Here is a 20,188-nt window from a genome sequence, read left to right as displayed (position 1 = left end):
CGCCTGCGAACAAGCCGCACATTGCTGTCTCAGACGCAAACGCGCGGCGGGAATTCGTTATTCGACCAGGTCAGCCCACCGGCGCCGAGACCGTCTCCCGGTCGCGGAACAGTGGTGTCGCGGCGCTGGCTACCGGTTGTTCGTCGGCGGGACCGTGCGCGATCTCGTCCAATTCCGGGAACCACCGCGCGATCTCGGCCCGGTACGGCCCCTCGGTGCCCAGCTGGCACAGCGCGGCGATCAGCGTGAGCATCGAGCGCGCGAACGGGGTGATCCAGGCGGGCATGGTCAGCTGCCGGATGATGTTCGACAGTCGCGGATCGGTCAGTCGCAGAACGTGTTTGCGCAACCAGCGGGTGCTCAGCCGGTAGGTGTCGTGCTCGAACGGTTCGGTGCACGGCGCGATGGTCGCGAACAGCGCCTCGGCGTCGAAGGCGCGGCCGGGCTCGACGAAACCGTGCCGCCGCGTCGCCGCCTCCAGCTCGCGCGGCCCGCCGCGGAACACCGCGCGGACGCAATCCCGTGCCATCTCGTCGAACCCCTCCGGCGGCCAGACCGCGCACGCGCCGAAATCGACCACGCCGAGCCTGCCGTCCGGCAGCACCCGGAAATTACCCGGATGCGGATCGCCGTACAGCAGGCCGCTGCGCGGCCAGGCGGACGCCATGAAACGAACCATGAGCATGCCGACCCGATCCCGTTCCGCCTGCGAGCCGGACTCGATGACGCGGGTGACCGGCGTGCCGTCCAGCCATTCGGTCACCAGCACGTCGCCGTGCCTGGCGATCACCCGCGGGACGCGGATATCGGGATCGTCGGCGTAGGCGGCCGCGAACGCCTCCTGATAGCGCGCCTCGGCGGCGTAGTCGAGCTCCTCCAGCACGCACTCGGTGATCGCGTCGAGCACGCCCGTGATGTCGGCGCCCGGCAGGAAGACGGCGGCCAGCCCGGTGAATCGGCGCAGCTGCTCGAGGTCTCCTGTCACCGCCGCGCGTCCGCCGGGATACATCACCTTGACCGCGACGGGCGTGCCGTCGCGCCACACCGCGCGGTGCACCTGGCCGATCGAGGCGGCCGCCGCGCGGCGTTCGTCGAATTCCCGGAAATACCAACGCCAGTCCGGGCCCATGCTCGCCGACATGGCGGCGTCCACGGCTCCGGGAAGCATGGCGGGCGCGGCGTCGTGCAGGCGGCTCAGCGCGATCTTGTAGGGCTCGGCGAGTTCCGGCGGCAGCGCGAGCTCGTAGATCGCGAGCAGCTGGCCGAGTTTCGCCGCGCAGCCTTTGAGTTCGCCGAGCACCTCGAAAATGTGCTGTGCGGTGCGCAACTGGATCTCGCGGTCGACTTCGGCGGCGGAACGGCCGAGCGCCCGCTTGCCGACGCCGACGGCGCGACGGCCCGCGAAGGCCACCGGCAGCCCGGCCAACCTGGCGTTGCGCACCGACCGGCGGACTGGAGGCGCGCCATTCGACGGCACCGCGAAGAGGCGTCTACCGCGTGATTCGTCGTCCGAGGGAGCGGGCCCACGTCGAATGGTCATGAATCACCTCACACTGTGGGCGGATCAGTGTTACACAGGTGCAGTCTCGCACAGCAGGGCTTAGACTGTCTGGGACGTATTGGAACACAGTCGAAAGGTGGCATCCGATGGGATCCCAGACGGTAGTCGCCGACGTTGCCGACGAGCTGGCGCGCCGGGTTGCCGCGGGGGAATATCAGCCGGGGGATTTGATGCCGTCGGTCCGCCAGGTCGCCGAAGAATTCGATATGAATCGCGCGACCGCGCAGTTGACCTTGGGCAGGCTGGAATCGTATGGATTCGTCGAGGCGCGTCGCGGTAAGGGTTTCACGATCCGCGATGTGCGAGAGGCGGGCGGCCTCGACGTGTACCGCCACCTGTTCCGGTTCTCGGTGCCGATGCCGGATGTCGCGATCGAGATGTTCCACGACATCGTCGATGTGCAGCGCGGCATCGTCATGGAGGCGCTGCTCGCCTACACCGCGAGCGAACAGGAGGTCGACCCGGCCGAGCTGAAGGCGGCCATCGACGAACTGGAAGCCCTTGCCCGGCTGGAGGTTCCGGACTTCCGCCAGATTCTGGCCATCGAGGTCGCACTGGTTCGGCGTTTGCTGACCGCGCTCGGGCTGAGCATGCAGCGCGCGATTCTCAACACGATCGGCGAGATGGTGCTCGAGGTGCCCGAGGCGATCGAGGCGTACTTCGCGGGCGCCGCCGACCTGCACGTACTGGTGTGGCGGGCGCTCGTCGCGGTGTGGGAATCCGGCTCCGGCCCGTCGGAGGCGCAGCTCGCGCTGTTCGAGGACCTGTTCGGGATGTACCACGACAAGGTCATCGCCCGGTTCGACGAGCTGCTCGGCGGCGGGGAAGCCGACGTCGAGGACGCGCACGCCGCCACCGCCTGATCCGGCAAAACGCACGAATCGGACTGTCTGAGTCTGATGGCTTCGCGCGGTTCCGCGCGCGGTGACCTCCGAATGAGTTGGTCACTTGTTCATTACAGATAGTCGATCATTGCGTCTGAGACAGGTATCCTGAATCTGGCTGGACGGCGTCGCCCGGCGCGCTCGAGGCTCCCGCTGCCGCGGTCCGATCACGGGGAAGGGTGATCGGTGCGGCCGGTCCTTCGAGCGCGGAGGGCGACCCGCAGACCCGGCGCCGACGCTCACGGCGCCGGGCCGTCCCGTCATCGGACTGGCCGGGTGTCGATGACGGGGCGGGCAGGCCGCATCCGCGATTTGCTGGCGAATTGCCCGACTCGGTCGTACCGTTTCCGTCATGACCGAGTCAGCAGATTCGCTGCCCGACATACCGCTGGAATCCTGGCGTCCGACCAAGGAGACGCTGCACCGTTTCGCCCAGGTGGTCGGCAAGGTCGCCCTCGCCAAAGGCATCCGCCGCAACCACTGGTGGCACATGACCTTCCGGCTCACCGCCCGCGGCTGGACCACCGTCCCGCTCGGTACCGCCCGCACCGGGCCGGTCTTCACCTGTTCCTTCGATTTCTTCGACCACGTGCTGCGCATTGCGACCGATCACGGCATCGAGGTGGAGATCGACCTCCTCCAGCAGTCCGTGGCCACGTTCTACACCGATGTCATGGGCGGGCTCGGCGACCTCGGCATCGAGGTCGTCATGCCGCACCCGCACCCCTTCGATCTGCCCGACGCCGGTCGCCCGTTCGAAGACGACACCGACCACGCCGCCTACGATCCGGACAAGGCGCGCAGGGCGTTTCGCGTGCACAGCCAGGTCGGCCGGATACTGGAGGAGTTCAGCGCCACCTACTCCGGCAAGATCAGCCCCGTCCAATTGTTCTGGCACACCTTCGATCTCGCGGTGCAGCGGTTCTCGCCGCGCCGGATCGACCTGCCCTCGACCGTCGATTCGGTGACCCGCGAGGCCTATTCGCGCGAGGTGATCAGCGCCGGTTTCTGGTTCGGCGACGACAAACTGCCCGAGCCGACCTTCTATTCTTACGTCGCGCCGGAACCGGACGGGCTGACCGACCGCACGCTGAAACCCGCGGGCGCACGGTGGGTGGCGTCCGGATCGAGCCACGCCGCGTACTACGCCTACGCGGACGCGCGCCGCACCGCCGACCCGGTGGGCGCCGCGCTCGAATTCTTCCAATCCGTCTACGCCAACGGCTCCGAGCTCGCCGGATGGGATGCCGACCAGCTGGCCTGCTGGGGCGGCGTCACCGATCCGGTGCTGGAGCAGAAGGCGCCGCGCTGGCCGGAATGGCCCGAGTGATCAGCCGTTGAGCTTGTTCAGGCGATCGCACGCCTCGACGTACTCGTTGATCAGCCGGGCGACCACGTCGGCGGAGCGCTCCACCTTGGTCATCATGCCGACCACCTGACCGACCGGGTTGAAGTTGACGTCCTTCGCGGCCTCCGGATACCGGTGGCCGCGCTTGACGCCGTCCAGCGCCACCATCATCTGCAGCGGCATCGGCAGCGGGTCGGGGGTCTCGGCCGACTCCCAGGCGTCGGTCCAGTCGTTGCGCAGCATGCGGCACGGCTTGCCGGTCCACGAGCGCGAGCGCACGGTGTCGTGGCTGCTCGCGTCGATGTAGGTCTGCATCTGCGCGGGCGGCACATTGGCCTCCTCGACGGTCAGCCACAGCGAACCGGTCCACGCGCCCGCCGCGCCCATCGCCATGGCCGCGGCGACCTGGCGGCCGTCGCCGATGCCGCCTGCCGCGAGCATCGGCATATCGCCGATCGCGTCGATGACCTGCGGCCAGAGCACCATGGACGAGATCTCGCCGCAGTGCCCGCCACCTTCGGTGCCCTGGCAGACCACGAAGTCCAGCCCCGCGGCCTTGTGATCGATCGCATGCTTGACCGAACCGCACAGCGCGCCGATCAGCCTGCCGGAGCCCTGGATCTGCTCGATCACGTCCGCGGGCGGCGTGCCGAGCGCGTTGGCGACCAGCTTGGCCTTGGGGTGCTTCAGGATGACCTCGATCTGCGGGGCCACCGTGGTCGCGGTCCAGCCGAGCAGCTGGTTGTGGTGCTCCTCCGCGGGCAGGTGCGGCACGCCGTGGTCGGCCAGGATCTTCTCCGCGAAATCCCGGTGGCCCTGGGGCACCAGCTCGCCGAGCTTGGCTTCCAGCTGTTCGGGCGTCAGGTCGTCGATGCCCTTGCCCTCGTACTTGGAGGGAATCACCAGGTCGACGCCGTACACGCCGTTGACGTGCTCGTCCAGCCAGGCGAGCTCGACCTCGAGCTGCTCGGCGGTGAAGCCCACCGCGCCGAGGACGCCGAGCCCACCGGCATTGCTGACCGCGGCCGCCACGTCGCGGCAGTGGGTGAAGGCGAAGATGGGGAACTCGATCCCCAGCCGGTCGCAGATTTCGGTACGCATCGGGTGCTGGTCTCCCTTATCCACGCCGCGACCGGATCACGGCGGCCGCGGTCGTCCTAGAACGGGTTACATGGTGGCCGCGCCGGGTTCGCCTCGCGCGCGACGGACGGACGCCCCGACCGGCCGAATCCGCCGCACACCGCAGGTATCGCCATGCCGCGGCGGCGTCGTCATCGACCGGTGGGGGCACCATAGATCGACAGTAACACGTTCTAGTTTTGTCGCGGTACCCCTTCTCGAGCTGGGTCGCGTCCGACGTCAGATCGCGTTCTCCAGCTCCGCGAGCGCGTCCTCCAGGTGGTCGAGCATGCGGTGCAGCTGGGGCACGCTGCGCCGGCAGCCGACCAAGCCGAAGTCCAGGTTGTCGGCATTGGAGGTGAGCGTGATGTTCACGGCCTGGCCGTCGAACGGGATGGACAGCGGATAGATGGCGTCCAGTCGCGCGCCGTTCCAGTACATCGGCTCGCGCGGGCCGGGCACATTGGAGATGACGATGTTGAACGGCGGCGTGGTCCACGGAACGAGCGCGGGCACCAGGTTCAGCGCGATCGGGCTGACCATCAGCGCCGAGAGCGCCATCGACTGGGCGGGCGAGAGCTCGCTGTAGACCTCTTTGCTCTTCTGCATCGACTCGCTCACCGTCCGCAGCCTGGCGATCGGATCGGCCAGATGGGTGCCGAGATTGCAGAGCAGCGCACCGACCTTCACGCCGTTGGTCTCGGTGTCGTCCGCCGCGCGCAGCGACATCGGCACCATGGCGATCAGCGGCTTGTCCGGCAGCGCGCCTCGCTCGGCGAGGTAGCCGCGCAGCGCACCCGACGACATCGCGAGCACGACGTCGTTCATCGTCGTCCCGGTCGCCTTGCGCACCTGCTTGATTCGCTCCATCGGCCAGGAGCGCACGACGGAGCGGCGGGCGCCGCCGATCGGCACGTTGAACATGGTTTTGGGCGCCTCGAACGGCAGGGTCACCTGCTGCTCGCGCAACGCGGCCCGCGCGGCCCGAAGCAGCGGCGGACCGGAAGCGGCGGCCGCGACGAGATTCTTTGCCGCGCCGAGCAATCCGGACCGCTGCGGCTCCTTCTTGCGTCCCGAGCGCGGCAGATTCCACGGCACGCGGGCCTCGGTCGAGTACGGATCGTCGGTAAAGGTGCGCTGGAGCAGCCGCTGGGCGGAAACGCCGTCGATCAGGCCGTGGTGCATCTTCGAATAGAGCGCGAATCGGCCGCCTTGCAATCCTTCGATCAGGTGGATCTCCCACAGCGGACGGTGCCGATCGAGGAGGGCGCTGTGCAGCCCGGAGGCCAGCTCGATCAGCTGCTCCTGGCCGCCGGGGGCGGGCAGCGCGATGCGGCGAACGTGGTAGTCCAGTTCCACCTCGTCCTCGAGCGTCCAGGCCAGCTGCGGCGAGCCGAGGAGTTTGGCCGGGCGCTTGCGGAAGGTGGGGTGAATCTCGCGGCAGGACAAGAGCTTTTGGTGCGTCTGCGCGGCGAACTCCGGCCCGGCGCCCTCCGGCGGTTCGAACAGTTGCAGCGAGCCGACGTGCATCGGGTGCTCGCGGGATTCGGCCAACAAGAACAGGGCATCAACCGGTGCGATGAGTTCCATATATGTGTCGCCCCCTGACGACGGTGGAGATTTTGTGCGATGAACAATCGACCACGCTGTCGGGTGGGACGCACCACAGAAACCTGGGCACCCGTACCAAAGCTACCCGGCTGGGTCCGGGGACGTGCGCATTATCAGCGCACCGGATCGGCGACCTTGGCGAGCATCAGGTATCCCGAATCGAATCGTTCGTCGGGCCGCCGTGCGCAGACCATTCGGGCGATCACGGTGAAACCCGCTTCGCGCGACAGCTCGGCGAGCCGGTCGGGTGACCAGCGGTAGGCGCGAGTCACCTTGTGGTCGAAGCCAAGCACGGTGTCGGCGGCGTCCGCTGCCTGGAACGCCAGCAGTGCGTGCCCTCCGGTGCGGAGCACCCGATGGAACTCGCGCAACACGTGGGGCACCCGTTCCGGCGGCAGGTGGATGATCGAGTACCAGGCCACGAGTCCCGCCAACGCGCCGTCCTCGATGGTCAGTTCCTCCATCGAGCCCACCTCGAACCGCAGACCCGGGTACTCCGCGCGGGCCAGTTCGATCATGCGTGGCGAGAGGTCCATGCCGAAGGTCGGGACGTCCAGCGAGACCAGATGTGCTGCAATCCTTCCCGGGCCGCAGCCGAGGTCCGCGACCGGCCCGGACTCATCGGCCCGCAACAGCTCCGCGAATGCGCCGAGGACGGCGCGGTCGAACGGCTGCGTCGCCAGATGGCCGCGGACGAAGTCGGTGTAGAGCTGGGCCATGTCGTCGTAGGCGGTGCGGGTGGCGTCGACATCGGCATGGGTCAAGACCGGAACTCCTTTGCGCGAAACGGTATTTCGTACGTCTCAGGGCGTCGCGGACAGCGCGGGGTCGTCCTGCGGAGCGGCGGCGCGAGACTGCCTGGTTCCGAGGAACGATCCGAGCACGACCAGCGGGAATCCTATCGCCATGCCCGCGGTGAGCGGCTCGTCGAGCAGCGTCACGCCGAGCACGATAGCCACCGCCGGGTTGATGTAGGTGATCACCGTGGCGCGCGCCGGACCCACTTCGCTGATCAGTGCGAAGAACAGCAGGAACGCCGCCGCGGTGCAGACGATCGCGAGGCCGAGCACCGAAAGCGCGGCGTCCGCTGGGAAATGCTCCGGCTTGCGCAGCGCGGCGAACGGCGTGTAGAGCACCGTCGCCACCAGCAGCGACGCGGTGACCACGCCCATCGGCGGCAGATCGGCCAGTGAACGATTGATGACGATCGGCCCGACCGCATACCCGATGGTGGTCAGCGCGATGGCTCCGATCGCGGCGGGGTTGGACAGATCCACGTCGAGTCCGACCAGTGCGGCCACGCCCGCGAATCCCACGATCAGGCCCAGAACGCGTCGCGCGTCGATGGTTTCGTGCCCGAGGCGAGTCAGGATCAGCACGGCGATCAACGGCACCGCCGCGATCAGCAGCCCGACGGTGGAGCTGTTGAGGGTGGTCTCGGCGTACCCGATGAGCAGCCAAGGGCCGGAGATCTCCACCAGCGTGTAGAGCAGCAGGGGCCGCCAGCGCCGCAGCACCGGTCGCAGCGCGTCGGTGTACAGGGCGATCGGCAACAGCAGCAGGCCGCCGATCAGCGTGCGGCCGAAAGCGACGAACACCGGATCGAAGTCCTCGACCGCGACCGCGATCATCGCGTACGGCACACCCCAGATCACGCCCATAGCCAGGAACAGCAGCCAACCGCGCCTGGTCATCGCGCCGTCCCCCGAGCCCGCATCGCAGTTCTCATGCTCTCGCTCGCTTTCGATTCAGAAGGAGCGTAGCGGGTGATCCCATGATCCGACAGATCTATTTCGCCCGCTGTACGGACGCGCGAGTCAACAGCCGAGCTGATCGGCCAGATTCAGGAAATCCGTTGCGTTGAGGTCGAATTCGTCCTCGAACTCGACGTCGACAGCGCCGCCCGCGCCGAACTCCAGCGGCCGCGCCACGAACGCGGTGCGGAAACCGAGCGCGCCCGCCGCCCTGATGTCGTACTTGTGGCAGGCGACCATCATGATCTGCTCCGGAGCCAGGCCCAGATAGGTCGCGGCCATTCGATACGTCGCCGGGTCCGGCTTGAACGCGCCCGCCATTTCCGCGGTGAAGATCGCGTCCCACGGCAATCCGCCCAGCTTCGAGATATTCACCACCGCAGAGACATCCGCGTTCGACAAGGTCGCCAGCGTGTATCGCGTCTTCAGCCGGGCGAGGCCCGCGACGGCGTCCGGCCACGGCACGATGCGCTGCCAGGCCCGCGTCAGCGACTCCCGCTCGGCCTCGTCGAGATCCGTCACGCCGTAGGCGGCGAGCAGCCGATTCAGCGCGTCGCGGTACACCGAGTGCACCGTGGTCCACCGATCCCTGCTCACTTCGGCGTCCCGCAACACCTCGAAATACTCCGCGCGCCAACGGTCCACGAACTCCACCCAATCCACGTCCGAGTGCCGCCCCGCGCTCGTCTCGCGCAACGCGCCGAGCACCGTGGAATGGAAATCCGTCGCGGTCCCCTGCACGTCGAACAACAGCGCGCGCACTCCACTCGTATCACCCACCCTGAAATCCAATCACGCGAGCGGCCATCGCCGCCCGGATCACCGGCGAGGAGTTCCCCACAGGTTGCGCAGCAGGATCCACGGCTGTTCCGGATCGGGTACCCGCCCCGCTGCGATTTCGGCCGCGCCCCAGCCGTCCACGGCGCGCAGCACGGCCGCGGTCGCGGCGACCAGCAAGCTCCGGTCGACTGCGACGGTGATGATCCCGATGGCGACGCCGTTCTCGACGAAGTCGGCGATCCACGACTGGAACGCGCCCTGCTCGCGCAGCAGAAAGGCCGGATCGATCAGGGCCAGATCGGCGGGATGGGTCTCGACGTGGGCGCGCAGCCGCTGCTCGACGGTCGTCAGTTGCGCCCAGAACGCGGCGTCGTCGGTGACGCGCTGCCAGCTGCCCAGCACCCCGGCCAGGCGGGTCGCGACGTCGTCCAGTGCGGTGTACAGCAGGTCTTCGCGGCCGTCGAAGTAGTTGTACGCCGAGGATTTCGAGATGCCCGCCGCCGCGATGATCTGGTTGTAGGAGGCGGTGTCGACGCCGTCTTCCGCGAAGACGCGCTGCGCAACGTCGAGGATGCGGCGCTGTTCGTCGGCGGGCAGCCGGGTGAATCGGGGAAGCGGCATGACCTCATCCTAGGGCCTAGTCGTGCGCACCTACGGTGTGTACCATAAGTACACACTTGAATGCTGAAAGGGTGGTGCAAGCATGCCCGCTCCCGTCATCGAGACGATCGGACTGCGCAAGCGGTTCGGCGATTTCACCGCGCTCGACGGCCTCGACCTGCGGGTCGAGCTGGGTGAGGTGCACGGATTCTTAGGCCCGAACGGCGCGGGCAAGTCGACGACGATCCGGATACTGCTCGGTCTGATCAGGTCGAGCGGCGGCACGGCCCGCCTGCTCGGCGGCGACCCGTGGCGCGACGCGGTGCGCCTGCACCGCCGCATCTCCTACGTGCCCGGCGACGTCTCGCTCTGGCCAGGTCTCACCGGTGGCGAATGCCTCGACGTGCTCGCCGCCGCACGCGGCCGGTTCGATCCGGCCCGCCGCGCCGACCTCGTCGAGCGGTTCGAACTCGATCCGGGCAAGAAGAGCCAGGACTACTCCAAGGGCAACCGGCAGAAGGTCGCGCTGATCGCCGCGTTCGCCTGTGACAGCGAGCTGCTGATCCTCGACGAGCCGACATCGGGCCTGGACCCGCTGATGGAGCAGGTGTTCCAGCAGACACTGGCCGAACGCAAACGCGCGGGATGCACGGTCCTGCTGTCGAGCCACATCCTCGCCGAGGTCGAGGCGCTCGCCGACCGGGTCAGCATCATCAGGCAGGGGCGTACCGTCTCCAGCGGGACGCTGCACGAATTGCGCCGCCACACAACCACACACGTGCACGCCGTCACGCTCGAACGACCGAGCGGGTTGGACGGCGTGCCCGGCGTGAGCGGGGTGCGCGTCGACAACGACGGCGCGGGATACGCCGTCGCCTTCGGTGTCGACGCGGGGCACGTCGACGCGGCGATCGGCTGTCTGCACGCGGCCGGGTTGGTGTCGATCACCGCGAACCCGCCCAGTCTGGACGAACTGTTCCTGCGCAACTACGCGGACGCGGAATCGGTGGGGGTATAGCGATGCACGGATTCTGGGTGACGATCGCCCTCGGCCGGCGCGGCAACAGGCGGCAAATCGTGTGCTGGGTGGTCGGATTGGCGGCCGTGTTCGCGGGCACCGTGTGGTCGTTGGACAGCTTGTACGGGACGCCCGCCGAGCTGGCCGGATACCGCGAGGCCACCGAATCCGGCACGGCCCTGTTCGCGATCAACGGAAAGCCCTACGGACTCGAGAATCTCGGCGGCGTCATCGCCTACGAATTCGGATTCCTCAGCGCGCTCGCCTTTCCGCTCATGGGCATTCACCTGGTGACGCGAATGACGCGCCGCGAAGAGGAATCCGGGCGGACCGAACTGTTGCGCGCCGGATCGATCGGGCGCGTAGTGGGCGTCGCCGCGGCCGTCGTTGCGGCGGGGGTGGCGCTGGGAGTCGTCGCGGTGGCGATGATCGCCGTACTCGTCGGCGTGGGTCTGGATTGGCATGCCGCCGTGCTCTATTCGGTGTCGTCGGCCGCGCTCGGCTGGTGTTTCGCCGCGATCGCAGCCCTGTCGGCGCAGGTTGTCGCCGCGGCGCGGAGCGTGACCGCTCTCTGTCTCGGCATCCTTGTCGCGGCCTTCCTCGCGCGTGGTATCGGCGACGTGCGCGGCAACGGGCTGGTGTGGCTGTCGCCGATCGGCTGGGCCGAGCAGGCGCGGCCGTTCGGCGCGGCGCGGTGGTGGCCGGTGCTGCTGGCGCTGGCGTTCGCGGTGGCGCTGGTCGGCGCGGCGTGCGCGATCGCCGGGCGGCGAGATCTCGGCGCGGGCGTGTTCGCCGCGCGTCGGGGCCCCGCCGCCGCGACGCCGATGTTGTTGCGGCCGATGGGCTTCGCGATCCGCAAGCATCGCGGCAACGTCATCGTGTGGAGCGTGATCGGTGCGCTCGTCGCCAGCTCGTTCGGCGCGCTCGCCGACGCCATCCGCACCGTGATGGAAGACAACTCGTCCCTGCGAGACGTACTCGGCGGCGGCAGCGCGGATCCCGACGCCTACTTGTCCTTCGTCGTGGTTCAGCTCGTGCTGATCGCCGCCGGATTCGCGGTGCAAGGAGTCGGCCGGACCGCCGAGGAGGAACCCGGTGATCGGCTCGAACCCGTGCTGTCCGGCGCGATGTCGCGCTGGCGATGGTTGCTCGCCGAAGCGGTGGCGGTAGGTGGCGGTGCCGCGATCGTCCTCGCCGTGAGCGGGCTGGCACTCGGGGTGAGCGATGCGCTCGCGGTCGGTGATTCGTCGGCGATCCCGCGTCTCACCTTCGCGACGCTGGCCTATCTTCCCGGGGTACTCGTTCTGTTCGGAATCGCATTGGCGCTTTACGGGATTCGCCCGCAATGGCTCGGGGTGGGCTGGGGTGCGTTCGTCTTCGTCGCCGTCATCGCCACCCTCGCCGACACCCTGCGCCTACCCGAATGGTCGCGACAGCTGTCCCCGCTGGAATGGGTCGGGCGCACACCGCTCGAGCCTGCCGACTTGTGGTCGCTCGCGCTAGCTCTCGCCCTCGCAATCGGATCGACCGCGGCCGCCGTGCGCGGATTCACCCACCGCGACATCCCGATGCGCAGCGGTTCGTTCTCGATCACGAAGCCGCATCTTCGACGGGCCCTCGGTCAGTGACCGCGAGCACCATCTCGAACTCCACCCGAGGGTCGCCCTCCGAGATGACGCCCGACCGCCCGCTCCGCACGAAACCGTGTCGCCGGTAAAGGCGCTCCGCCGCCGTGTTGCCGTCCGTCACCTCCAGACGGACAAGCGTGAACCCTTCGCTCCCAGCCCAACCCACCACGGTCTCGACCAATCGGTCCGAGACCCCGGCTCCCCGCAGATGGCGATCCACCCACATCGACATCACATGCACCGAGCAACTCTCGTGTTCGGCCACACCCGCCACCGCCCCCACGACCTCGCCGTTCACCACCGCGACGAACTGCGCTCGCTCGACTACCCGAGCACGCCACTCCCCCTCACCACGCCGCCGCGCTTCCCCCAGGCTCGCTCCGAAAACCCCCGGCGCATCCGCCAACGCCCGCAACCGCACCTCGCGCAGCACGGTCCACTCCTCGCCCCCGAGCCGCCGAACCTCCACTGAACAACCCGCCACCACCCCATCTTCCGACGTCCACTCCCCCTCCGCCCCCGACAATCGCGTACTTCTCACACCCGTCCGCACGTCTGCGGATGTGAAAGCCTCTGTGGCGCACCGGCTGGGCGTCATTGGCGCATCCACAACGCACGACGCCTTCACGATCGATGCTCGATCGTGAAGGCGTCGCGGATATCGCGGCTAGCTCACCTCGCGCCGGTGGTGGTCGGCGCCGGGGATTGCGTTGTGGTGGGGGCGGGTTGGGTCGTGGTCGGCTGAGTGGTGGTCGGTGCCACGGGCTCAGCAGGGGCCACGGTCTCGGCGGGTGCCGCGACCGACGTCCGCGCCTGGGGGTTGGTCGTCTCCGGCGTAGTTGTCGCGCTGGGGGTTTGGGCCGGAGTCGTGGTCGTCGGCGCCGTGGTGGTCGGAGCCGCGGTGGTCGACGCGACGGCGGCACCGGTCTTCGTCGGCGCGGCCGTCGTGGTCGGCGCGGCAGAGGTCGTGGTGGCGGCGGCCTTCGGCTTCGCCGTGGCCGACGCCACCGCCTCGTTCGCGGCCGCGAAGTCGGCCGCGTCCGGCTGGGAGGACTTGTCGACGGTCTCGCCGGCCTGAGCCTGCTTCGCCAGGTGGGTGAGCCAGGCGGCCGCGTACTCGGCGGAGGTCAGCGGCCTGCCCTCACCGGCGTCGGCGTCGCGCCAGTAGTCGAAGTGGTGGCCGGTGTGGTCCGGGCCGAGCGTCAGCTTGTACGGGTCGCTCATGACCACCGGGATCGTGTTCTGGTTGGTCACGATCAGGCCGATGATCTCGTTCAGCACCTTCTGCGGCAGGTACGCCAGCGGCGACATCTGCTCGGTCGAGATCGAGTCCGCCTTCGCGGGCTCCTTCGGCTTGTCGCCCGGCTTGTACTCGGGATCGGAGACCCGCAGCAGGACTTCGAGGAAGGTCTCGTCGCTGGCCATCCAGTTCGGCTGCGACTGGATGTCGGCGAACGCCGCCATCGCGATGCGGCCGAGGACCACGGCGACGTCCATTCCGGTCGTCTGATTGAGTCCTTCGCGCTCGAGCTGATCCACGTTCACCTGCCTGCCGACGTTCACCACCAGCTGCAACAGCGAGATGTTCTCCGGCGCGGCGCAGGTGAGGTCGCCCTCGGAGCAGAACGACGCGATCTTGCCGTTCAGCGCACCGAAGTCACCGCTGGTGCCGGGCAGCGCGCCCTGACCCGAGACGGGCTTCCTGCCGTCCTGATACTGCTGGTCGAAGCCGTCGGGGTTGCGGAAGGGGTCCTCGGAGCCGGGGAACGGCCCGTCGCCCGCCGAGCGGCCCGAGTCGGCGAGGATGACGACGCCGAGCACGTCGTCCGGATCGACGATCCCGTGATCGCCCTCCGGCTGATGCCCGATGTTCATCGCGACGCGGCGGACGACGTCGGCGCCCTCGCTGTATCCGACGATCGAGAACTTGGTGTCGGGGCAGGCCTCCGAGATCTCCCGCATCACCTGCTGGGTGTTCTCGACGCCCGCGTCGACGGCGTCCTCGTAGGTGGACATGTTCGCCGGGTACGCGATGTAGACCGCGGCGTACGAGCCGGGGTCCACGTCGTCGGCCGGAGCGTTCACGACCGGGTCGACCCAGCGGCTGTTGTGGTCGCCGGCCAACGCGGCGGGCAACTCGTTCCCGTTGGCGTCGACCAGCAGTCTCGTGGTCCCCGCCTGGGGCGTGTCACCGCGACCGGCCACCGAGATGGTGACCATGTCGTGGCATTCCGTGACGGACGCCTTGAGCTGCGTGTCCGCGGTATGCGGTGATGACGTGACTGCGAACGAGGCAGCGACGATCGCCGCCACCCCCAAGGCAGCTGGTGCAGCGACGGCCGAAGCAATACGATGCCGCGCGAAGAACTCGCGAAGAGCCATGGTCCGATCCCATTCCATTACCGACAGGTGGACAGGCCCCCCGACGGGCCATGTGTCACCAAGGACGTCGTGGGCGGGGCGGCGAGCGTTACTGTGATCGATTCCGCCCTGACGTCGGGCAGGCAGCCGCAGCCGCATCCGTAGCCGACTCGGCAATGCCTCCGACTCGAGTCGCCGACCATCGCGTCGGCATCGTTCGGTCCAGGCCACCGCGATCACCGTGATCGACTCCTGGCTCGGCGGCGAAGGCTCGCCCGGCCAAGAGCGCTGTGCTAGCGTGGCCCATTGTAAGGGGCAGTTCTGTCGGGGAATTCGCTTACTGTGCAAGGGGATTCGTCAAGTGTGAATTGCTCGTCCATGCCTGCATCTGGGGGATGTATGCGTATTCGGGGCGTCATCACAGGTTCTTCGGTTTGCTGACCGCCTGCACGGTGGTCATCGTCGGAAGCGGTATCGCGGCCGCGGAGCCGTTGGCGGACAAGTCACGCGAGACCACCACGGACGACGGATGGCCGCTGCGGATCACCAAGACCGACGAGACGTTGGACCGGTATCCCAATCTGGCGGCCACGATGGCCGTGTGCTGCACCTGCTCCAGCCCGCCCGAAGCCGCACCAGATGACTGGTGGCAGTTCGCGATCACGGCCTCTTACACAGGAGCAGAAGCGGTGGTACGAGGCAGACCGGGCCGCGGGGAAGGTGTCGTCATGGATGCTGACCGCCCCCAATCCTCCGGCTTCTCCGGCGGAGGTGCAGGAAGCCGAGCGGCGAGCCGGGGTCGCGTTCGACGAGCAGTACAAGGATTGGCTCGGAAACGCCAATGGTTGGAAGTTCTTTTCCGGCGCCGACAGTCTTTACTCGACCTTCGATCTGTCCAAGGATTCAGCCGACCGGAATATCCTGCTGAACGTATTTCGCGAATATGAGATCCAGCCCGAAGAGCTGGAGATGGAATCCTTCGACGGACTCGTCGTCATCGGCGGCGCCTCGGGAGACTATTACATCGCGACGACCGGGTGTTCCGGCGACAACTGCTCGACCGCTCCTGTGTGGGAGCTGGGCGGCGGCGATTACGTGCGATACGAAAGCTTCAAGGAGTTCATGCAAGCCAGGATCGATCGCATGCGAAACGCCCAGCGATGAGTAACCGCAGGGCGTCGCGGTGGGCGCGACGACCGTTATTGTGATCGATTCGGCTGCATCTCGGCCCGGATCGCGCACCCGCCTACAGCAGTACCCTCACCTGCCCTGCACGGTCGACTCGAGAAGGGACACTTCGATGCGATTCACCCGTACGCACAAGTCGCTGCTGTTCGCCCTCAGCCTGATCGCGGTCGAAACAGTGGGCATCGTGCCCTCGGTCGCCACCGCCGAACCCGCGCGACCGACCATCGTGCTGGTGCACGGTGCGTTCGCCGACACCACCAGCTGGGACGGTGTCGCCGCCGAACTCCGCGCCGACGGGTATCGAGTCGTGGTGCCGGAGAACCCGCTACGCGGACCCGCCAGCGACGCGGCGGCGATCGAACGGTCTCTCACGGCGATCGACGGGCCGATCGTGCTCGTCGGGCACTCCTACGGCGGCGCGGTGATCACCAATGTCGATGATCCGGACGTGCGGGCGCTCGTCTACGTCGCCGCCTTCGCCCCGCAGCAGGGTGAGCCGATCGCCCTCGCGCTCGATCCCATCCGCTTTCCCGGCAGCCAGCTGCTGCCGCCGGCGCTGGCCTTCACCTTGACCGGCACCGGGCTGGACGCCTATGTCGAACCGGCCTACTTCCACGAGGTCTTCGCCCAGGACGTCGACGCCGCGACCGCCGCTGACATGCTCGCCCATCAGCGCTCCCTGGCGGTCATCGCCAATATCGAACTGTCCGGCCCCGCGGCCTGGACCAAGACACCCAGCTGGTACGTGGTCTCCGGCCAGGACCACGTGATCCCACCCAGCGCACAACGCGCCATGTCCCAGCGCATCGGCGCGCGCACCAGCGAGCTGAACGCCTCGCACGCCGCCCTCGTCTCCCAACCGGACGCTGTCGCGGCGGTCATCGAACAGGCAGCGGGCGAGTGAAGGAGCGGCACCCGACCACACCGACCTCGATCCACGCGCACGCCCGCGCACAGATCGACCGCGCCAACGAAAGCGGCCGCGCCCCGGTCATTTTCGTGCACGGGCTTCGGTTTCTGGCCAGCAGCTGGGACCGGTGCGCGGAATTGTTCGCCGCCGCCGACAAACCCGTGACCGTAAGGGGCGCTCAGCCGCCTTCGCCCGAAAGACGTTGGCGGAGGGTGGCCGCCCGGAGTGTGAGGTGGTTGCGCTCGGCGAGGTTCGGCGCCTGCGCGGCGGCCTCCACGTAGAGCTCCGCCGCCATGGCGACGTCGCCGGCCCGCTCGTGGAGATAGGCGGCCGCGGCGGTGTACCGCGGGAGCTTCGGGTCGAGTTCGGCGAGTTCGGCGAGCCCCGCCCGCGGTCCGTCCGCCTCACCGACGGCGACGGCGCGATTGAGCCGCACGATCGCGCTGTCGGTGAGATGGACCAGCTCGTCGTACCACTCGACGATCTGCACCCAGTCGGTCTCGTCGGCTGTCTGCGCGTCGGCATGCAGGGCCGCGATCGCGGCCTGCGCCTGGTACTCCCCCAGCCGGTCCCGGGCCAGCGCGGCTTGGAGCACGGCCACGCCCGCGGCGATCAGGTCGCGCCGCCAGCGGCCGCGGTCCTGCTCGGACAGCGGCACGAGGCTGCCGTCGGCGCGCGTGCGGGCCGGGCGTCTCGCGTGGTGGAGCAGGAACAGTGCGAGAAGTCCCGCGGCCTCCGGGTCGTCGGTGGTCGCGGCCAGCTGCCTGGCGAGCCGGATCGCCTCCGCGGCGAGGTCGACATCGCCGCTGTACCCCTCGTTGAACACCAGGTACAGCACCCGAAGCACGGTGCGCAGGTCTCCGGGACGATCCAGCCGGATGGCGCTCACCGTGCGTTTGGCCCGGCTGATCCGCTGGGCCATCGTCGCTTCTGGCACCAGGTACGCCTGCGCGATCTGGCGAGTGGTGAGGCCGCCGACGGCACGCAGCGTCAGCGCGACGGCCGACGCGGGGGTGAGGCTCGGGTGCGCGCACAGGAAGTACAGCTCCAGCGTTTCGTCCACGGAGGTCGTCGGTCCCGGCGGCGGCTCGTCGGAGACCCGAAGCTCGCGGCGGCGGCGCGCGACGTCGGATCGGGCGAGATCGAGGAAGCAACGCCACGCCGTGGTGATCAGCCAGCCCTTGGGGTCGCCGGGGCGCTGGTTCGGCCACGTCTCGACCGCACGGACCAGTGCCTCCTGGACGGCGTCCTCGGCGGTCGCGAAGTCTGCCCCGCGGTGGAGGAGGGCCGCCAGGACGCCGGGGATCAGATCCCGCAGCTGGGCCTCGTCCACCGCGTCGGCGGCCGTCATTCGGTGACGGTCGAATGAGCGGTCAGGAACGGCCGAACCTCGAGCCACTCGTGGATCGGCTTGCCGCCCGCGCCGGGCGCCGCGGACAACTCGCCCGCCAACTCGACGGCGCGCTCGTACGAGTCGACGTCGATGATCATCCAGCCCGCGATCAGGTCCTTGGTCTCCGCGAACGGGCCGTCGGTCACCGGAGGCTTGCCCTCGCCGTCGTAGCGGACCCACGCGCCCTCCGGCGCCAAGGCCTGACTGTCGACGTACTCGCCGCTCTCTTCCAGGCGGGCCGCGAAGTCGTTCATGTACCGCAGGTGCGCCTCGATCTCCGCGGGCGTCCACTGATCCATCGGCACGTCGTTGACGGACGCGGGCGCGCCTCGGTAGTGCTTGAGGAACAGGTACTTGGCCATGACGTTCTCCCTTCGGCTTGCGACCCTAGTCGGTCGCTCACCCCTGGGACGGAGCCGTGACGCCGTTCTCGACATCCGCGGTCGAAATTTTCCGCATCTTTTCGTAGGGCCTGTTCATTTCGGCGACGGCCGCGCACGAACTCCGCCTCCGTCTCGCCGCGCGGCTACTGGAGTCGATTCCGAATTCGTGGCGTTTCTCCGGGCCCTCGGTTCCCGGACCGAGGTGTTCTACGTCTGCCGGAGCGGCTCGTACTCTTCGGCGCTGAGTCCGAAGGTCCACGCGACGCCGGCGCGCGCGGTCTCGGTATCCGGCGGCACGCGCAGCCAGTAGGTGCGGCTGGTGCCGTCGGGTTCGGGCGTCGAGTTGATCACCTCGACCATCACCACGTCCTCGTCGCCGTCGAGTTCGATGCGCCAGAGCACGCCGGTCTCGTCACGGTGGATCGGTCGCGCACCGGATTCGTCGAGGTAGCGGTCGTAGCCGTAGTACTCGAGCATCACCCGGCGCAGTTCGGCGTTCTCCTCGTCGCGGATGCGCTCGGCCGTCAATGCGCGCAGATCGTCGAGGAATTCGGCGGGGATCGGCATGCCGCGCCAGGCGAACAGGGCGAACCCGTCGGTGTAGGCGAGGGCTGGGCCGTCTCCATTGTCGAGTCGTCCCGCTTCGTCGCGGTGCAGTGTGGTGGGCCGCTCGCTGATCACCGCGATCTTCTCGTACGGCCACCACCAGCCCGCCTCGCGGGCGACGACTGCCGCCGCCGCCAACGGCTCACCGGGCTCGGTACCGAACGCCGAGAGCCACGCGGCATCGTGCTGACCGAGGACGGCATCGAGCAGCAGCAGGCGAATCGCGTTCCGCTCCTGGCGGTTACCGGTCATCTCATCCATGACACCGGCCCGGATTCGGTCGACCACAGCGGCGGTCAGCTCCCAGAGGTCCGCGCCGGTCTCACGCCAGTGCTCACTGAAACTCGTGGGGCCGAGTTCGGCGTCGACGCGGGCGCGTTCGGCCGCCAGCGGGCCGTTGCGCAGCGCCTCGCGGACCGACGCGCCGGTGTCCCGCGTAGCCCGTAGTATTCGCACCGCCTCCAGGGGAGAGCGTGCCCACACAATGGTTTCCGGTGTATCGAGCCCGGCCTGCCGGTAGGCCGCCCGCACCCCGTTCTCGGCCGCCGCCCGATCCCCCGGCCCGGTGGCCGCCGACACCGAACGCCATTCGTCGCGCTTTGTCGCGTACTCGCTGAATCCTGTTGTCATCGAATGCCTTTCGCTTGCGCGGTCAGTCCGCGACAATGCGGACCGAGCCGGGCACGTATTCTCGCTGGCGCACCACCCGGAACCACCCCTTCGGCAACGTGATCGCCGCGTGCTCCTCGTGGACGACGCGTCCGCCCTCGGGTAGATGCAGCAGCATCGGTCCCGTCGCACCGGATTCGCGGATCAGCTTGCCCGGCCCCTGCACGGCGTGCGCGTGCCCGGTGACCTCGCCCAGTGCGAGCACCAGCCGACCGCGTGGATCACGCGCCACCGAAGGGGCGTGCAGAAGTTCTTGCGGTACAGCATTTTCCGCAAGAGGCGCGATCAGGACATCGCCTTGCCGATACATGAAGTTCCTCCCGTCACGGCGCGAATTCGGCGCCGTTCACCCGAGACCGTAGCGACGGACACCGA

20 protein-coding genes are annotated in these 20,188 nt (G+C 68.5%); 6 read left to right on the top strand and 14 right to left on the bottom strand.

The genetic code is table 11. The features are described from left to right. Positions 1-70: 70 nt before the first annotated feature. Positions 71-1,540, bottom strand: coding sequence for an ABC1 kinase family protein (locus AC3ERS_RS29395; RefSeq protein ID WP_431971368.1), 1,470 nt, complete (start codon positions 1,538-1,540; stop codon positions 71-73). Positions 1,541-1,647: 107 nt separating this feature from the next. On the opposite strand from AC3ERS_RS29395, the gene AC3ERS_RS29390 reads away from it, so the two are divergent. Further along, positions 1,648-2,424, top strand: coding sequence for a FadR/GntR family transcriptional regulator (locus tag AC3ERS_RS29390; protein WP_431971367.1), 777 nt, complete (start codon positions 1,648-1,650; stop codon positions 2,422-2,424). 373 nt (positions 2,425-2,797) lie between these two features. Next, positions 2,798-3,775 carry a DUF5996 family protein gene (locus tag AC3ERS_RS29385; protein WP_431971366.1) on the top strand — a complete coding sequence of 326 codons (978 nt, stop codon included), beginning with the start codon at positions 2,798-2,800 and terminating at the stop codon, positions 3,773-3,775. Here AC3ERS_RS29385 and AC3ERS_RS29380 read toward each other — a convergent pair whose 3' ends face one another. The 6 genes from AC3ERS_RS29380 to AC3ERS_RS29355 all read right to left on the bottom strand — a co-directional run bounded on the left by AC3ERS_RS29380 (position 3,776) and on the right by AC3ERS_RS29355 (position 9,678). Then, positions 3,776-4,894, bottom strand: coding sequence for an NAD(P)H-dependent flavin oxidoreductase (locus AC3ERS_RS29380; protein WP_431971365.1), 1,119 nt, complete (start codon positions 4,892-4,894; stop codon positions 3,776-3,778). 258 nt (positions 4,895-5,152) lie between these two features. Then, complete coding sequence (locus tag AC3ERS_RS29375; RefSeq protein ID WP_431971364.1) at positions 5,153-6,502, bottom strand: WS/DGAT/MGAT family O-acyltransferase; 1,350 nt, start codon at positions 6,500-6,502, stop codon at positions 5,153-5,155. 134 nt (positions 6,503-6,636) lie between these two features. Further along, positions 6,637-7,287: a class I SAM-dependent DNA methyltransferase gene (locus AC3ERS_RS29370; RefSeq protein ID WP_431971363.1), complete on the bottom strand. Its 651-nt coding sequence runs from the start codon at positions 7,285-7,287 to the stop codon at positions 6,637-6,639. A gap of 39 nt (positions 7,288-7,326) precedes the next feature. Beyond that, a complete protein-coding gene (locus AC3ERS_RS29365) occupies positions 7,327-8,217 on the bottom strand; it encodes a DMT family transporter (RefSeq protein ID WP_431971362.1) in 891 nt (296 codons plus the stop codon). A gap of 123 nt (positions 8,218-8,340) precedes the next feature. Next, positions 8,341-9,057, bottom strand: coding sequence for a haloacid dehalogenase type II (locus AC3ERS_RS29360; RefSeq protein ID WP_431971361.1), 717 nt, complete (start codon positions 9,055-9,057; stop codon positions 8,341-8,343). A gap of 39 nt (positions 9,058-9,096) precedes the next feature. Then, positions 9,097-9,678, bottom strand: a complete 582-nt coding sequence (locus tag AC3ERS_RS29355; protein WP_431971360.1) for a TetR/AcrR family transcriptional regulator — start codon at positions 9,676-9,678, stop codon at positions 9,097-9,099. Positions 9,679-9,760: 82 nt separating this feature from the next. On the opposite strand from AC3ERS_RS29355, the gene AC3ERS_RS29350 reads away from it, so the two are divergent. Together AC3ERS_RS29350 and AC3ERS_RS29345 are read left to right on the top strand one after the other, a co-directional pair. Further along, positions 9,761-10,675: an ABC transporter ATP-binding protein gene (locus AC3ERS_RS29350; RefSeq protein WP_431971359.1), complete on the top strand. Its 915-nt coding sequence runs from the start codon at positions 9,761-9,763 to the stop codon at positions 10,673-10,675. Between the two features lie 17 nt (positions 10,676-10,692). Next, positions 10,693-12,303 (top strand): ABC transporter permease, encoded by a 1,611-nt coding sequence (locus AC3ERS_RS29345; RefSeq protein ID WP_431971358.1) that lies wholly within the window; start codon positions 10,693-10,695, stop codon positions 12,301-12,303. On the opposite strand, the gene AC3ERS_RS29340 is transcribed toward AC3ERS_RS29345, so the two are convergent. The 3 genes from AC3ERS_RS29340 to AC3ERS_RS29330 form a co-directional block, all read right to left on the bottom strand. Next, positions 12,266-12,736: a GNAT family N-acetyltransferase gene (locus AC3ERS_RS29340; RefSeq protein ID WP_431971357.1), complete on the bottom strand. Its 471-nt coding sequence runs from the start codon at positions 12,734-12,736 to the stop codon at positions 12,266-12,268. The genes AC3ERS_RS29345 and AC3ERS_RS29340 overlap by 38 nt on opposite strands. Before the next feature lie 239 nt (positions 12,737-12,975). Beyond that, positions 12,976-14,685, bottom strand: coding sequence for a cutinase family protein (locus AC3ERS_RS29335; protein WP_431971356.1), 1,710 nt, complete (start codon positions 14,683-14,685; stop codon positions 12,976-12,978). Positions 14,686-15,082: 397 nt separating this feature from the next. Then, positions 15,083-15,256 (bottom strand): hypothetical protein, encoded by a 174-nt coding sequence (locus tag AC3ERS_RS29330; protein ID WP_431971355.1) that lies wholly within the window; start codon positions 15,254-15,256, stop codon positions 15,083-15,085. 140 nt (positions 15,257-15,396) lie between these two features. On the opposite strand from AC3ERS_RS29330, the gene AC3ERS_RS29325 reads away from it, so the two are divergent. Both AC3ERS_RS29325 and AC3ERS_RS29320 read left to right on the top strand, forming a co-directional pair. Then, positions 15,397-15,828, top strand: a complete 432-nt coding sequence (locus AC3ERS_RS29325) for an SMI1/KNR4 family protein (RefSeq protein WP_431971354.1) — start codon at positions 15,397-15,399, stop codon at positions 15,826-15,828. 136 nt (positions 15,829-15,964) lie between these two features. After that, positions 15,965-16,756, top strand: a complete 792-nt coding sequence (locus AC3ERS_RS29320; protein WP_431971353.1) for an alpha/beta fold hydrolase — start codon at positions 15,965-15,967, stop codon at positions 16,754-16,756. A 184-nt stretch (positions 16,757-16,940) separates the two neighbouring features. Here the strand turns inward: AC3ERS_RS29320 and AC3ERS_RS29315 are convergent, their stop codons facing one another. From AC3ERS_RS29315 to AC3ERS_RS29300, 4 genes are all read right to left on the bottom strand, one after another. Next, complete coding sequence (locus AC3ERS_RS29315; RefSeq protein WP_431971352.1) at positions 16,941-18,113, bottom strand: RNA polymerase sigma factor; 1,173 nt, start codon at positions 18,111-18,113, stop codon at positions 16,941-16,943. Continuing rightward, complete coding sequence (locus tag AC3ERS_RS29310) at positions 18,110-18,517, bottom strand: YciI family protein (protein ID WP_431971351.1); 408 nt, start codon at positions 18,515-18,517, stop codon at positions 18,110-18,112. The genes AC3ERS_RS29315 and AC3ERS_RS29310 overlap by 4 nt, the downstream gene beginning before the upstream one ends. A gap of 228 nt (positions 18,518-18,745) precedes the next feature. Beyond that, complete coding sequence (locus tag AC3ERS_RS29305) at positions 18,746-19,774, bottom strand: DUF6745 domain-containing protein (RefSeq protein WP_431971350.1); 1,029 nt, start codon at positions 19,772-19,774, stop codon at positions 18,746-18,748. A 22-nt stretch (positions 19,775-19,796) separates the two neighbouring features. Continuing rightward, on the bottom strand, positions 19,797-20,123 hold the full coding sequence (locus AC3ERS_RS29300) for a hypothetical protein (protein ID WP_488186269.1): 327 nt from the start codon (positions 20,121-20,123) through the stop codon (positions 19,797-19,799). Positions 20,124-20,188 lie beyond the last annotated feature (65 nt).

The sequence above is a fragment of the Nocardia sp. bgisy134 genome, assembly GCF_057708325.1.
The sequence above is the reverse complement of the archived record's forward strand: the minus strand, read 5'-3'. Positions and strand labels throughout refer to the sequence as shown.

What these genes read in the sequence shown, in the direction of transcription:
- AC3ERS_RS29395 (WP_431971368.1), bottom strand. Translation starts at nt 1,540, where the DNA reads ATGACCATTCGACGTGGGCCCGCTCCCTCGGACGACGAATCACGCGGT.
- AC3ERS_RS29390 (WP_431971367.1), top strand. Translation starts at nt 1,648, where the DNA reads ATGGGATCCCAGACGGTAGTCGCCGACGTTGCCGACGAGCTGGCGCGC.
- AC3ERS_RS29385 (WP_431971366.1), top strand. Translation starts at nt 2,798, where the DNA reads ATGACCGAGTCAGCAGATTCGCTGCCCGACATACCGCTGGAATCCTGG.
- AC3ERS_RS29380 (WP_431971365.1), bottom strand. Translation starts at nt 4,894, where the DNA reads ATGCGTACCGAAATCTGCGACCGGCTGGGGATCGAGTTCCCCATCTTC.
- AC3ERS_RS29375 (WP_431971364.1), bottom strand. Translation starts at nt 6,502, where the DNA reads ATGGAACTCATCGCACCGGTTGATGCCCTGTTCTTGTTGGCCGAATCC.
- AC3ERS_RS29365 (WP_431971362.1), bottom strand. Translation starts at nt 8,217, where the DNA reads ATGACCAGGCGCGGTTGGCTGCTGTTCCTGGCTATGGGCGTGATCTGG.
- AC3ERS_RS29355 (WP_431971360.1), bottom strand. Translation starts at nt 9,678, where the DNA reads ATGCCGCTTCCCCGATTCACCCGGCTGCCCGCCGACGAACAGCGCCGC.
- AC3ERS_RS29350 (WP_431971359.1), top strand. Translation starts at nt 9,761, where the DNA reads ATGCCCGCTCCCGTCATCGAGACGATCGGACTGCGCAAGCGGTTCGGC.
- AC3ERS_RS29335 (WP_431971356.1), bottom strand. Translation starts at nt 14,685, where the DNA reads ATGGCTCTTCGCGAGTTCTTCGCGCGGCATCGTATTGCTTCGGCCGTC.
- AC3ERS_RS29325 (WP_431971354.1), top strand. Translation starts at nt 15,397, where the DNA reads ATGCTGACCGCCCCCAATCCTCCGGCTTCTCCGGCGGAGGTGCAGGAA.
- AC3ERS_RS29320 (WP_431971353.1), top strand. Translation starts at nt 15,965, where the DNA reads ATGCGATTCACCCGTACGCACAAGTCGCTGCTGTTCGCCCTCAGCCTG.
- AC3ERS_RS29315 (WP_431971352.1), bottom strand. Translation starts at nt 18,113, where the DNA reads ATGACGGCCGCCGACGCGGTGGACGAGGCCCAGCTGCGGGATCTGATC.
- AC3ERS_RS29310 (WP_431971351.1), bottom strand. Translation starts at nt 18,517, where the DNA reads ATGGCCAAGTACCTGTTCCTCAAGCACTACCGAGGCGCGCCCGCGTCC.
- AC3ERS_RS29305 (WP_431971350.1), bottom strand. Translation starts at nt 19,774, where the DNA reads ATGACAACAGGATTCAGCGAGTACGCGACAAAGCGCGACGAATGGCGT.
- AC3ERS_RS29300 (WP_488186269.1), bottom strand. Translation starts at nt 20,123, where the DNA reads ATGTATCGGCAAGGCGATGTCCTGATCGCGCCTCTTGCGGAAAATGCT.